16 protein-coding genes are annotated in these 13,553 nt (G+C 34.7%); all 16 read right to left on the bottom strand.

All coding sequences use genetic code 11. The features are described 5' to 3' along the window. Positions 1 to 227: 227 nt before the first annotated feature. Entirely contained in the window at positions 228 to 1,118 is an 891-nt protein-coding gene (locus RDV78_06270) for a polyprenyl synthetase family protein (protein ID MDS1030098.1), read from the bottom strand. Next, positions 1,108 to 1,350 (bottom strand): exodeoxyribonuclease VII small subunit, encoded by a 243-nt coding sequence (locus RDV78_06265; protein ID MDS1030097.1) that lies wholly within the window; start codon positions 1,348 to 1,350, stop codon positions 1,108 to 1,110. Before RDV78_06265 ends, RDV78_06270 begins: the two co-directional genes overlap by 11 nt. Positions 1,351 to 1,353: 3 nt before the next feature. After that, positions 1,354 to 2,571 (bottom strand): exodeoxyribonuclease VII large subunit, encoded by a 1,218-nt coding sequence (gene xseA, locus RDV78_06260; protein ID MDS1030096.1) that lies wholly within the window; start codon positions 2,569 to 2,571, stop codon positions 1,354 to 1,356. Next, on the bottom strand, positions 2,568 to 3,203 hold the full coding sequence (locus RDV78_06255) for a cyclodeaminase/cyclohydrolase family protein (protein ID MDS1030095.1): 636 nt from the start codon (positions 3,201 to 3,203) through the stop codon (positions 2,568 to 2,570). Before RDV78_06255 ends, xseA begins: the two co-directional genes overlap by 4 nt. A 25-nt stretch (positions 3,204 to 3,228) precedes the next feature. Then, positions 3,229 to 4,596: an NADPH-dependent glutamate synthase gene (gene gltA / locus RDV78_06250; protein ID MDS1030094.1), complete on the bottom strand. Its 1,368-nt coding sequence runs from the start codon at positions 4,594 to 4,596 to the stop codon at positions 3,229 to 3,231. 33 nt (positions 4,597 to 4,629) lie between these two features. Continuing rightward, positions 4,630 to 5,454 (bottom strand): sulfide/dihydroorotate dehydrogenase-like FAD/NAD-binding protein, encoded by an 825-nt coding sequence (locus RDV78_06245; GenBank protein ID MDS1030093.1) that lies wholly within the window; start codon positions 5,452 to 5,454, stop codon positions 4,630 to 4,632. 51 nt (positions 5,455 to 5,505) lie between these two features. Further along, complete coding sequence (locus RDV78_06240; GenBank protein ID MDS1030092.1) at positions 5,506 to 6,453, bottom strand: O-sialoglycoprotein endopeptidase; 948 nt, start codon at positions 6,451 to 6,453, stop codon at positions 5,506 to 5,508. Continuing rightward, positions 6,446 to 6,874, bottom strand: a complete 429-nt coding sequence (nusB, locus tag RDV78_06235; GenBank protein ID MDS1030091.1) for a transcription antitermination factor NusB — start codon at positions 6,872 to 6,874, stop codon at positions 6,446 to 6,448. The genes RDV78_06240 and nusB overlap by 8 nt, the downstream gene beginning before the upstream one ends. Before the next feature lie 25 nt (positions 6,875 to 6,899). After that, positions 6,900 to 7,118, bottom strand: a complete 219-nt coding sequence (locus RDV78_06230) for a DUF2273 domain-containing protein (GenBank protein MDS1030090.1) — start codon at positions 7,116 to 7,118, stop codon at positions 6,900 to 6,902. 16 nt (positions 7,119 to 7,134) lie between these two features. Next, a complete protein-coding gene (gene amaP / locus RDV78_06225; GenBank protein MDS1030089.1) occupies positions 7,135 to 7,668 on the bottom strand; it encodes an alkaline shock response membrane anchor protein AmaP in 534 nt (177 codons plus the stop codon). A 17-nt stretch (positions 7,669 to 7,685) separates the two neighbouring features. After that, complete coding sequence (locus RDV78_06220; protein ID MDS1030088.1) at positions 7,686 to 8,087, bottom strand: Asp23/Gls24 family envelope stress response protein; 402 nt, start codon at positions 8,085 to 8,087, stop codon at positions 7,686 to 7,688. 82 nt (positions 8,088 to 8,169) lie between these two features. Beyond that, a complete protein-coding gene (gene accC, locus RDV78_06215; protein MDS1030087.1) occupies positions 8,170 to 9,516 on the bottom strand; it encodes an acetyl-CoA carboxylase biotin carboxylase subunit in 1,347 nt (448 codons plus the stop codon). 5 nt (positions 9,517 to 9,521) lie between these two features. After that, positions 9,522 to 11,402, bottom strand: a complete 1,881-nt coding sequence (accB, locus tag RDV78_06210; GenBank protein ID MDS1030086.1) for an acetyl-CoA carboxylase biotin carboxyl carrier protein — start codon at positions 11,400 to 11,402, stop codon at positions 9,522 to 9,524. 362 nt (positions 11,403 to 11,764) lie between these two features. After that, positions 11,765 to 12,322 (bottom strand): SpoIIIAH-like family protein, encoded by a 558-nt coding sequence (locus tag RDV78_06205; protein MDS1030085.1) that lies wholly within the window; start codon positions 12,320 to 12,322, stop codon positions 11,765 to 11,767. Between the two features lie 11 nt (positions 12,323 to 12,333). Further along, complete coding sequence (locus RDV78_06200; GenBank protein MDS1030084.1) at positions 12,334 to 12,927, bottom strand: hypothetical protein; 594 nt, start codon at positions 12,925 to 12,927, stop codon at positions 12,334 to 12,336. A 17-nt stretch (positions 12,928 to 12,944) separates the two neighbouring features. Continuing rightward, a complete protein-coding gene (locus RDV78_06195) occupies positions 12,945 to 13,544 on the bottom strand; it encodes a stage III sporulation protein AF (GenBank protein MDS1030083.1) in 600 nt (199 codons plus the stop codon). Positions 13,545 to 13,553: the final 9 nt, after the last annotated feature.

The following is a 13,553-nucleotide window of genomic DNA, read 5'->3' as shown; positions in this document are numbered from 1 at the left end:
GATTGCCCCATCCCCCTTAACTCCCAGCAGTAACCCCCAACTGGGCGTCGAAAGCCACTACCAGGAACTTCATCGCTATGCCCTTGACGGATTTTTAGGCCCGCCTTCAAAATTGGTAATACTGACTAGAATACTGCACCACCCATGGTATTATATAAATATTTATTTTAACATAAATTTATTAAAAATTCAAATATTAAATTACCATTATACAAAAAAGCCACAGATTAATTAGAGCGCTCTAGAATAAATTTTGCTAAATTTTTTAGGCAAGCACTTTTATCGCCAAAAATATGTAAACTATCTATAGCGTCTTCAACTGCCTTATTAGCTCGTACTTTAGCTTCCTCAAGTCCATAGACTGCAGGAAAAGTTACTTTGCTATTTTTAAGGTCGCTACCAGGTTGTTTACCTAAATTCTCTATACTTCCTTCAATATCAAGTATATCATCAGTAATTTGAAATGCCAAACCAAGGAATTTTCCGTAACTGGTCAGAGCATCTAATTGTTCTTCCGTCGCTCCTCCTAAAATCGCCCCCGCCCTAATTGATGTTGTAATTAAAGCTCCTGTTTTATTTTGATGAATATATTTTAATGTTTGTTCATCAACTTTTTTATTTTCAGACTCAATGTCTAACACCTGTCCACCAATTAAACCGAAAGGCCCACAGGCACTGCTAATCTCATGGATAAGTCGAATAGCCACTGCTGGATTATAATTACTTACTAACTGGTCTTCAGCTAAAATTTGAAATGCATAAGTTAGTAAAGCATCACCGGCTAAAATTGCAATTGCTTCCCCATATACCTTATGACAAGTTGGAACACCTCGCCGATAATCATCATTATCCATAGCAGGCAAATCGTCATGTATCAAAGAATATGTATGAATACACTCAATTGCACATGCAGCAGGAATTGCTCTTTCATAGTCATCACTGATAAGTTCACAAGTTGCCAAGGTAAGAATTGGACGTATTCTTTTCCCACCAGCAAAAATGCTATGTCGCATAGCCTTATATATATTTTGAGGGTATTGTTCATTGCTGGGCAACTGTTGCTCCAAGGCTTGGTTAATAATGTCTTTTCTTTGTTGTAAATATAATTTAAGATTCATTTTGTCCTTCCTCTGCTTTCCATGGCTCAACTTGTAAATTATTTAGTCCACTTTCAATTAAAACACTTATTTTTTGCTCAACTTTATTTAATTTTTGTTGACAATACTGAATAAGCTTAACACCCTCCTCAAATTTAGCTAAAGCACCATCCAATGAATCATTTCCTGCTTCTAACTCTTTAATCAAAATTTCCAGACGTTGCATTGCCTCTTCATATGAAATTTTCTTCATTATTTACTCCTTAATTTGATGCTGGACTAAGCAGAATAATTCCCCGTATTTTAGTTGTATTTCTATATTTTCTCCCTCTTGGACTTGGTTCGCGTCAGTAATTAAATTACCGTTAGAATCCTTACAAATAGCATAACCACGTTGGAGAACTGCTAAAGGGCTTAGTGTATTTAATTTTTCTGCATAATGGGCTACTTCATTCCTTTTTCCTTTTAAAATGTTCTTAACTAGAACTTGAATCTGTTTTTTTGTATATTCCAATGATTGTTTGTGTTCTCTTAGATTACTAAAAGGATATTTAAAAGCATTGCTCTCCAATACTTTTTTAAGCCCCAAATGACAATTTTCTAAATAATTATAGATATTTTTCACGAGATAAAACTTTTTTTGGCGTAATTCATCTTGAAATCTTCTTTTTTGAGAGGACACTAATTCTGCAGCAGCAGATGGAGTAGGTGCCCTCAAGTCTGCTACCAAATCTGCTATTGTAAAATCTGTTTCATGCCCAATTGCTGAAATTATAGGAATCTTAGAGGCGTATATAGCTCTAGCTACTTCTTCGGTATTAAAAGCCCATAACTCCTCAATTGAACCTCCGCCTCGTGCTAAAATTATTATCTCGACATCATTGTAGATATTTAACTTTTTTATTGCCTGCGCAATTTCATAAGGAGCTTCTGAACCTTGCACAGCAGCAGGACAAATAATTATGTTTAAGTTCGGAAAGTTTTGAGATATTATACTAATAATATCATGTAAAACAGAGCCGGTTAATGAAGTAACGATACCAATTTTATTAGATAAAATTGGTATCGTTTGTTTTTGATCAAGCTCAAATAGTCCTTCTCTTTTTAATTTATCCTTGAGCTGTTCATAAGCAATTTTTAAATTCCCTAAACCTAGATGGTGTATTTCTTGGACATATAATTGATAGATTCCTTCTTTATTATAAATAGACAAATATGCCCTTAACAATACTTCCATTCCATTGGCTAAACTAAAAAGCAACTTTTGTGCAGCAGAGCGGAACATTACTGATTTTATACGGGAATATTTATCTTTCAAAGTAAAATAAATATGTCCAGAAGTAGCCAGTTTTAAATTTGATATTTCACCGCGTATCCAAAAGTTTTGTAACAACAAGTTATTCTCAATTAAAGATTTTAGATGGTTATTTAATTCAGTTACAGTTAACGTGTGTGGAAAATTAGGACTACTCATTGATTAATTCTTTGTTGAACTACTTCAATAGTTTTGTTTAATATTTCTTTTGCTTCATTTACAATTTTATCTTTATCTTTAATAACATTTTGTTTATATAATTCGTCCTTAATACTTGGAAGGTTGATATCAACACTTAGCAATACACTATTTAAGGCTGATTCTAAAACATATGCTCCAACACCAACATCACTAATTGCACCCTTATTTCCTATTAAAGCTATTTCTTTTGCGATTTTTAGTCCTTCCAAACATGTTTTAGCAATTTTTAATGGTGTATCTGTTGCGTCTTTTAATGCTTTTTGTTTTAAATTTTCTTTTTGTTGTTTTTGTTCTTCTGTCTCTTTAGGCATTTTTATTATAGTCATGAAATTGTTAAAATCATTTATATCTTTTTCAACTAAAACTTCTAACTCTTTAAGAATAGAGTCAAGTTTCTTAAGAATACTTTGAATATCAGCTTCAACATCTTGATATTTTTCTTTGCCTGTAGTTAAATTACCCACCATTGATAGCATCGCAGCGCCAAAACAAGCTGACATGGCAGAGACACTTCCTCCGCCTGGAGTTGGAGACTTAGAAGCTGAAACCTCGATAACCTTCCTAAATGGCATATCAAATATCTCACTCATTTAAACAACCTCCTAAATTAATATTCTAATTATTAGATATTGTTTTTAGATACTCGTCAATGGCCTTGGCAGCCTTTCTACCAGCTCCCATAGCTAGAATAACTGTAGCAGCACCAGTTACAATATCACCTCCAGCAAAAACACCTTGTTTAGATGTTTGCCCATTTTCATTAGCAACAATGTTTCCATACTTATTTAGCTCTAATCCAGGAGTAGTTTTTAAGACAAGGGGATTTGGACCTTGACCAATAGCCATTACAACAGTATCAATACTAAAATAGTGTTCAGAACCTTTTATGGCTATTGGTTTCCGCCGTCCGCTAGCATCAGGCTCCCCTAATTCGTAATTTATACATGTCATTCCTTTGACCCAGCCGTTTTTATCACCATGTATTTCGGTTGGACTAATTAAGAGCTTAAGCTGTACACCTTCCTCCACTGCATGTTCTAATTCTTCGTGTCTTGCAGGAATTTCTTCCTGGGATCGTCGATATACAATATAGGATTCTTTTGCCCCTAAACGTAATGCTGTACGTGCAGCATCCATAGCTACGTTCCCTGCTCCAATAACAGCTACTTTTTCACCAACTTTTATTGGAGTAGAATTATTAGGAAAATCATAGGCTTTCATTAAATTTGTTCTAGTTAAAAATTCATTTGCCGAGTATACTCCATTTAAATTTTCACCAGGTATATTCATAAAATAAGGTAGTCCCGCGCCGGTCCCAATAAATACAGCATTATAACCTTGTTCTAATAATTCGTCTACAGTATCCAGCATTCCAACCACATAATTTAATTCAATTTCTACTCCTAATTTCTTTAAGTTTTCAATTTCTGTTTTTACAATATTTTTTGGCAAACGGAATTCTGGTATTCCATACATTAAAACACCACCAGGTACGTGTAAAGCTTCAAAGATTGTTACTTTATGGCCTAATTTTGCTAAATCAGCAGCGCATGTAAGCCCAGCTGGCCCAGCACCAACAATAGCAACTTTATACCCCGTATCTGAAGGAACTTCATAACTTTCTTCGCGATTATCTAACATATAGTCAGCTGCAAATCTTTCCAATCTTCCTATGGCCACGGGAGCTTTTTTTTTGGCTAAAACACAATATTTTTCGCACTGGTTTTCTTGGGGACAAACACGTCCACAAATAGCAGGAAAGCTATTCTTTTCCTTAATTTTACTTACAGCCTCAGGGACTTTTTTTTCTTTAATCAGTTGAATAAATTCAGGTATTTTCACACCTACTGGACAACCTTTAATACAGGTTGGCTTTTTACATTGAATACAACGATTAGCTTCTTCAACAGCCATTTTTTCATCATAGCCCAAAGCAACTTCTCCAAAATTGTTAACCCTTTCAGTTGCCTTTTGGACAGGCATTGCTACCCGGTTTAAATTTAGCGACACCTACAATCACCTCCACAATTTTTTATCTAAAATAACTTTTTCTTCCTCTTTAAACATATTTAATCGACGTTCTGCTAAATCCCAGTCAACCAAGTGGCCATCGAATTCTGGCCCGTCAACACAAGCAAATTTCGTTTCTTGGTTAACGGCAACTCGGCATGCGCCGCACATTCCCGTACCATCAACCATAATTGGATTCATACTAACAATGGTAGGAACATGAAAGGCTTTTGTTATATTGGAAGCGGCTCGCATCATAACAACAGGACCTATAGCCCAAACCTTTGCAATTTGCTTTCTTTGTTCTAAAAAATTTTTGAGAATGTCCGTGACAAAACCTTGCTGGCCGTAAGAACCATCGTCAGTGGCAATGTAAAGTTCATCGCTTATTTGGCGCATTTGATCATCCCAAAATAGTAGTTCTTTTGTCCTGGCACCGATGATTGAAATTACTTTATTGCCTGCATTTTTTAACGCTTTTGCAATTGGATAAATAGGTGCTATACCTATTCCCCCCCCAACACATATAATTTCACCATAGTTTTCAATTTCTGAAGGTTTCCCCAAAGGACCAACAAAATCAGTTACACTTTGTCCTACTTCCATACGGCCTAACTCTAATGTGGAGTAACCAACTTCCTGAAAAATAATTGTAATTATGCCAGTATTTTTATTAGAATCTGCTATAGTTAAGGGAATTCGTTCACCGGTTTCATTTGCTCGTACAATTATAAATTGCCCTGCTTTTGCTTTTGCAGCAACTTTAGGAGCTTCAATTTCCATTAGCTTAATAGATGAAGATAAAATTTGTTTCTTAATGATTTTGTACACTCCAATTCCTCCTCAAAAAAATTCTCTTGCTTAAATGTAGTTATCTTAATTTTAAAGTATTCCTATCAAAGCACAACCAACCGCATTATCTGAGCTATATCTACTTTCTGCAAAGTATGTTTTTATTCCAAAGGACTTATGTTGTAAACGGGAGCATAATCTAGCTTTTATAAACTGGTTACTAGCAACCCCTCCAACAACTAAAACATCCGAACAATTAAATTTTTCAGTTGCTTTAAGTATAGCCTTTTCAATTGTTTTGGCGATACAACTTTCGATGGCTCTAGCAATTTCAGCCTTATTCTCACCATTTTCAAGTAGCCTTTTTGCCTGAGCTTCTGCTCCCGAAAAGCTAAAATCGGTATTTTTAACAGTAGATGGTATAGTTATTGTTCCTTGTGCATTTTTGGCTAAATCTTCAATATAGTAGCCACAAGGGAAGGGAAAACCCATGGCAACACCAACTCGATCAACTAACTGCCCTGCACTAATATCTTTGGTACTTCCAAGTAGATTTACGTTGAATACTGTTTCTTCATTCTCCAATTTTTCAACTAAAAGTATTTCAGATGTTCCTCCCGATAAATGTACCGTAATAAATCTTTTTAATAAGCCCACATTGGCAGACCATAAACCAGCCATAATATGTCCTTCTTGGTGAGATGTTAATTTTACAGGTACTTGTAAGATTGTAGATACTGTTTTAGCAAAATTTAGACCAACCTGAAATACAGGCATGTATGAATTTATTGCGGGTCTTGGCCTATTGCTAACAACAACGGTGCTAATTTTATGAAAATTTATTTTTGCAGCTACCTTATCAAGTAAAACAGGCAAGTTTTTCATATGCTGAAACACCGCCCAAGATTGCTGAAGCCCTTTAGATCCCAAAGGAACTTGTAACAGTTGGCGGTGTTCCATTATTAGTTGCTGACTTGTATTTACAACTGCTACTGAAGTAGTATAACAGCTGGTATCAATACCTAAAATATCAGACATTTTTATCACCCATCTGACTTACTGCCTCTTTTTTAATTCGATCAAGAATTCCATTAATATATTTACTAGATTCAGGGTTGCCGAATTTTTTAACCAACTCAATTGCTTCATTAATTGAAACGTTTTGGGGTATTTCCGTTGGAAGAAAATACATTTCGTATACAGCTAATCTTAATATATTTCGGTCAACATTAGCTAAACGTTCTATATCCCAATCAATTGTATATTTTTTTATTTTCTCATCTAAAAAGTATAAATTGGCAAGAACCCCATCCACTAGTTTCTTAAAAAATTCAAAATCATCAGAAGCTAATTCCGTTTCTTGCATAATATTTTCTATTGCTATATCAGGTTGAATTTTACCTACGTCTATTTGAAACACAACCTGCATGGCTTTTTCCCTAGCTAAACGTCTACCCAAAAAAGAATCACCTCAAAATTTTCATTTATTCTTTAAAAAGCTTTTCCAATAGGCTCTTAAAATTTTTATTTTCATCAATTCTTTTTCCTATATAATATCCAACAAAAATACAGAAGGCAATAAATAAAGCTTTCCAAAAACCTAACACAGCGGAAAGTAACCCAAAAAAAAGCCCAAGTAGTATACCTATTAATTTTCCCCTATGATGCTTAAATAAAACATTTATTAGTTGCTCTAATTCCATTTATGTTCACCCCGTGCTATTCTAACCTGGACTTTGCATCCTGACTAATATAATCAACAAGGACCTTTATCTCTAAAACTTTAATACCCGCAATCCTTTCAATGTAACCTTGCACAGTTTCCTGTAATTCCTGGGTGACCATTGGTATACTGCTTTCAGGATTAATTATTACCCTAAGTTTTATGAAAATTCCTTCCGGCAATGATCTAATTTTAGCTTTAACGTCTTTTATTCCCCTTACTTGTTTGGCAGCCTTACTTACAAGGTGTTCTAAGGCAATGATAGTTATATTTACAGCTCCTAAATCTGTATTTTGAACTTTAGCGGAATCAGGAAGTTTTTTTGTAAATAGATTAAAAAAAGTTTTTAAACCGACAATAATGAATAGTATGGCAAAAGCGTCAAGTAAATATCGGTTATTAGGTATAGAAAGAAACCCTGCAGCATAGCTTAACAAGTTTTGGTTTATAGAAACAATTAATAATAAAGAAGAAATAACAATAATTAATAATGAATAAATGGCCAGAAATAAACGTTCGCTATTTTTCATTAGAACTTCCCCTTAAATCATCTTACCCTAGTCTCTTCTTCTACAGTTTCTTGAATAGGGAATACTACTCCTTGGACATGTACATTAGCTTCAATTACTGTTAGTCCAGTCATACTTTCAATAGCATTTTTAACATTTTGTTGAACCGTTAGAGCTACATCAGGAATTTTAACCCCAAATTCAACTACAATGTGTAAATCTACAGCAGTTTGCTTTTCACCAACCTCTACTTTTACTCCTTTAGATAAATTCTTTCTTCCTAATAACTCAGCTATTCCTCCTGCTATCCCACCACTCATCCCAGCGACACCTTCAACCTCAGTTGCAGCTAAACCAGCAATAACCGCCACAACTTCATCCGCGATGCGAATGGAACCCATATTCATATTGCTATTATTTTCTAAATTAATATTATCCATTAATTATCTCCTCCATACAAAAAATAACGGTAGTTATATAAACTACCTAGTATATTATACCAAATTATCAATATATAAACAATTAGGCCAAAGATAACTTTGTTTGAATAAAATTCGTAGTTACTTCACCTTTTAAGAAATCTTCGTTGCTTAAAACCATCAAATGAAAAGGTATAGTAGTATTCACGCCTTCAATTTGAAATTCCCTTAAGGCCCTGCGCATTTTATTAATAGCCTGTTGGCGGTCTGGGGCCCAAACAATTAACTTACCGATCATGGAATCATAGTAAGGGGGGATTTGATATCCTTGATAAACAGCACTATCTACCCTAACTCCAAAGCCACCCGGTGCCTGGTAAGTGCTAATAGTACCAGGCGATGGCCTGAAATCATGGTTTGGATCTTCGGCGTTAATCCTACATTCAATTGCCCAACCATTGATCTTTATATTATCCTGTGTATACCCCAGTTTTTCGCCGGCAGCAACTCTAATCTGCTCTTTTACTAAATCGATATTAGTAATCATTTCAGTTACAGGATGTTCTACTTGAATCCTAGTATTCATTTCCATAAAATAGAAATTATTATGCTTATCCAGTAAAAATTCAACAGTTCCCACACTATCATAATTAACAGCTTTAGCGGCACGCACTGCTACTTCGCCCATTTTTAAACGTAGTTCGGGAGAAACAGCCATGGATGGTGCTTCTTCTAAAATTTTTTGATGACGACGTTGCATGGAGCAGTCTCTTTCTCCTAAATACACTACTTCGCCATACTTATCGGCCAAAATTTGAATTTCAATATGTCGTGGTTCTTCAATGCATTTTTCAATGTAAACTTCAGAGTTGCCAAAAGCAGCTTCTGCCTCCCTTTGCGCCATTAAGAGAGCTTGCTGAAGACTTTCATCATCATATGCTACGCGCATTCCTTTTCCGCCGCCCCCTGCTGAAGCCTTAACCATTACAGGGTAACCAATTTCTTTAGCTATTTTAATGGCATCTTGTTCATTGTTAATAATTCCATTTGAACCTGGAACTACAGGTACTCCTGCCTTAATCATGGTTTCTCTAGCATTGGCTTTATCTCCCATTGCTTCCATGGCTGAAGGTGGAGGGCCAATAAAAACTATATTAGAGCTGGAACACATTTCCGCAAAATTAACATTTTCCGCAAGAAACCCATAACCCGGATGAATGGCATCTGCCTGTGTCACTTTAGCAGCACTAATTACGTTTGGTATATTTAGATAACTACGGTTCGATTGGGCAGGACCAATACAAACAGCCTCATCAGCAAATTTAACATGAGTACTATCTTTATCAGCTTCAGAATAGATAGCTACAGTCTTTATTCCCATTTCTTGGCAAGCCCTGATGATCCTTAAAGCAATTTCTCCTCTGTTAGCAATTAAGACTTTTTTAAACATTTAAATTACTCCTCTTCAATAATAAACAATTCCTGACCATATTCTACTGGCTCGCCGTTGTCTACTAATATTTTCACAATCTTGCCATTTACTTCGGCTTCAATTTCATTCATAAGTTTCATAGCTTCAATTATACATAAAGTTTGACCTTTTTTAACCTGGGATCCAATTTCAACAAAGGGGTCTGCATCTGGTGTAGGGGCACAGTAAAAAGTACCAACCATAGGTGCTTTCACAGCAACTGCTTTTGCACTATTGTATGTATTTTCTTCTAAATGTTCTTTGCTTTCTTTAGAAGGCTTTTCAGCCTTAACCTCTGATACTACTTGTTCTGAAGGTGCTGTATCTTTGCCTCTTCTAATCTTTAATTTCATGCCTTCAGATTCTAAATTCAGCTCCGTTATATCAGTTGCGTTTAATATATTAATTAATTCTTTAATTTCTTTTATATCCATTTTTTTAACCCCTTTCTTGGCATTGATATCTTTAATATCTTCCTGCCTTACTTTGTCAGCTGCTTTCTTTTCTTCCATATGGGATTCTCTGACAACAATGCCCTTTTTCCTATCTTCAAAAAACTTCTGCGCAACTTGTGGAAATAATGCATATGAAATAATATCGTCAATATCTGTAGTTAAAGAAGATATTTCTTCCTTCGCTTTTTCCATTTTAGGTTCTAGTAAATCTGCCGGACGACATTCTATAGGATTATCATCGCCGATTATTTTTTTACGTACTTCTGGATTAATCTGCCCAGGAGGCTTACCATAGAGGCCACGTACATAGGCCTTTACCTCACCAGGAACTAGCTTATATCGTTCACCAACTAATACATTTAGCACTGCCTGAGTACCTACAATTTGGCTGGTGGGGGTTACAAGTGGAGGAAATCCTAGTTCTTCCCTTACCTTTGGTATCTCATCTAAGACCTCTTCAATCCTATGAGCTGCTTTTTGCTCTTTTAATTGACTAACTAAATTTGAGATCATACCCCCAGGTACCTGATGTTGGAAAACCCACATATCTGTAATTCTAGTTACACCACGTTCGTAACCTAAATTTTTCCTTAAATCCTCAAAATATCTTGCTATTTCAAACAATTTTGGGATATCTAGGCCAGAATCATACGGTGTTTCAGCTAAAGCCCTTACCAGTGTTTCCACTGGCGGCTGGGAAGCACCAAATGCCAAAGGAACACTAGCAGTATCTATAACGTCTACACCAGCTTCAGCTGCTTTTAAATAGGCACCAACAGCTAAACCACCGATGTAATGACTATGTAATTGTATAGGAACGTGTAGATTTTCTTTGAAAAGCTTAACAAGTTCATAAGCTTTAAAAGGAGCTAAAAGGCCAGCCATATCTTTGATGCAAACGGAATCAACACCCATATTTTCTAATTCTTTGGCTGTTTCAAGGTAATGTTCCATTGTATGGACTGGACTAATAGTATAAACAACAGAACCTTGCACGTGAGCTCCTTCTCTTTTTGCTATTTTAATTGGAACTTCCATATTACGTAAATCATTTAAAGCATCAAATATTCGAATAATGTCGATACCGTTATAAACTGCTCTCCCAATAAAGGCCTCCACTACATCATCTGGATAATGTTGATAGCCTACAACAGATTGACCCCTAAGCAGCATTTGTAAAGGAGTCTTCTTAATTCTCTTCTTTAAAGTTCTTAGCCTTTCCCAAGGGTCTTCACCAAGATATCGCATACAAACATCAAAAGTGGCACCACCCCATACTTCAAGTGAATGATAACCAATATCATCTAATTTTTCAGCAATTGGAATCATATCTTCAGTATGCATCCTTGTAGCCCAAAGGCTTTGATGAGCATCCCTTAATGTTGTGTCTGTAATTTTAACGGAGTGCATCCAACTACCTCCTTTGAATAATATCATTCTTAATTATAATCCCTAAGCTTAACTTAATCTAAATGTACAGGTTAATGCTTATTATATTAAATCATTAATGGTAATAGCAATATGTTTTCGTTAAGTATACATTATTTTTGCAAAACTAAATTTATTAGACTTTTAATTAAACTAACATATTTTTAAAATTATTACAAATTAACTACTAATTATCTAATAGTAACACACAAAATTATAAATTAAATGTTAAACAAATAGGCAATTAGTTATTCCAACGCAGCTAGCTTTATTTTACTAGCCAAATGCTCCACTGAGGAATAACAAAATTGCCTATTAAACAATAATTTTCTTTAATAATTGTATTAAACTTTAGGGATAATGGTAATCTGTTCAAACGGATAGCCTATTGTACGGTTTACTAAATCACTAATTTTTAATGCGTCACTATCGGTAAAATTAGCACCTTGAACAATTACAATAACCGATTTTGATTGAATAAATAGGGCCGCTTCATTATAACCTTTAGCCTTCAACAAATTTTCTAACTTTATTTCTTGTTCCGACATACTCGTTAAATCTAATATTTTCTTCTGTGCTTCCGCTCTTTCCTTTTGCCCAGAATTAGGGTTGTTAACGATAGTATGCATAAGTAATTCAATTTGGCGACTACGATTTTTATCTCTCTCTAGTCTATACTCCACAAAAAAATCTTCGTTTGACTTTTTAATAGAAGTGTCACTTTCACTATTTAATTTAGTTTTTGTATTAACTGAATTTTTTTCTTCATTAACTATACTGTTTTGCCCATTAATTGTATTAACACTTTTATTTTTGCTTCCGTGATAACCAATAAGTACAACCATTGCTAATAAGATCAGCAAAAAAGAACTCAGTAATTTTTTATTAGTAAATATAGTCAATTTGTACCCTCCTATTCTTTTGCTTGTATATCTACTTTATACGGTTCTACATCAAGCAGAGTTTCAACAGCTTTAGCTAATTTTTCTTTTGTTAAAGGATTATTGGCTCCTGCTGCTATTACTAAAACTCCTTTGACATCTGGTTTGAATTCTTGTGCTATCACAGGGACTTCATTTCCTGTATTACTTGATTGTAAGACAACAAGCTGACCATCTTCCGTATTTTCCGTAGTAACTCTTGTCCCTCCGCTTTGATCTTTTTCACTCACAGATTTAACATTTTTATTGACATTAACAGCATAGTCGTATTTGGGCCCGGAGGACAAAATAACTGTCACGTCAACATTACCAGCACCCTCAATTTGGCTAAGACTTTTTTGCAAGCGTAATTCTAAATTTTTTTCTAAATTATCTAAATCACTGGACGATTTTTTATTATTATCATTTACGTCATTGTCGATAGAACTATTAGCGTTGGTTGATATTATACCCTGCTCGTTTTTATTATTGTGCCAGGGTATTAGAAGTGCGATTCCAATTACTAACATAGCTAAAAGAACGGGAAAGGATTTAAATTCTTTAATGTTAAATTTGAAAGGCACCATTTCTAACTCCTCCTTTATTATTTAATAACTATTTGAACTTGTTCCGGACGCAAAGAATAAAACCCAGCAATTGTTTCAACTAGCAGTTGTTTTGTTTTTTGGCTGGAAACATGTGCATCTTTTTTTTCATTTGTTTTAAGATCAACAGAAACTGTTTCAACTTCACTGGACTGTTGAGAAGTTTCTAATTCTTCTACAGATGCAAATACTTTAATTGATTTTAGTTGTAGTGTCTGTCCATCTTGATATATATCTACTTTTGCTTCAGCTTTATCTACTCCTGGCACAAGTTGTGCTAATGCAGTTGCTTGTTTTTGAATTTTTTCAACTGCAGATTGCACAGCTAGTGATTCATTTTGTTTTTTCAGCTCAACTCCTTGTTGAAAAATAATATCATTTGATTTTGTTTGTTGTACCGCATCAGTTAATGTTTCTAAAAATGTATTTTGATCAAAATATTTAACTATAGGAGATATAATAGTAATTATTACGAACAAACCCATAACAAGTTGCAAGTATTTTCCAACAGATGTTCTTACCGGTAAAAATATTTCTAAAACCCCTGCAAAAAAAACTATAAGAATAATGTTCCTCGCAATCTCTTTAATCAATTCCATAATATCACC

The organism is Bacillota bacterium LX-D (genome assembly GCA_031628995.1).
Classification (GTDB): Bacteria; Bacillota; DUOV01; order DUOV01; family Zhaonellaceae; genus JAVLUO01.
Note: the sequence above shows the minus strand (reverse complement) of the source record. Positions and strands in the feature narration are given on the sequence as shown.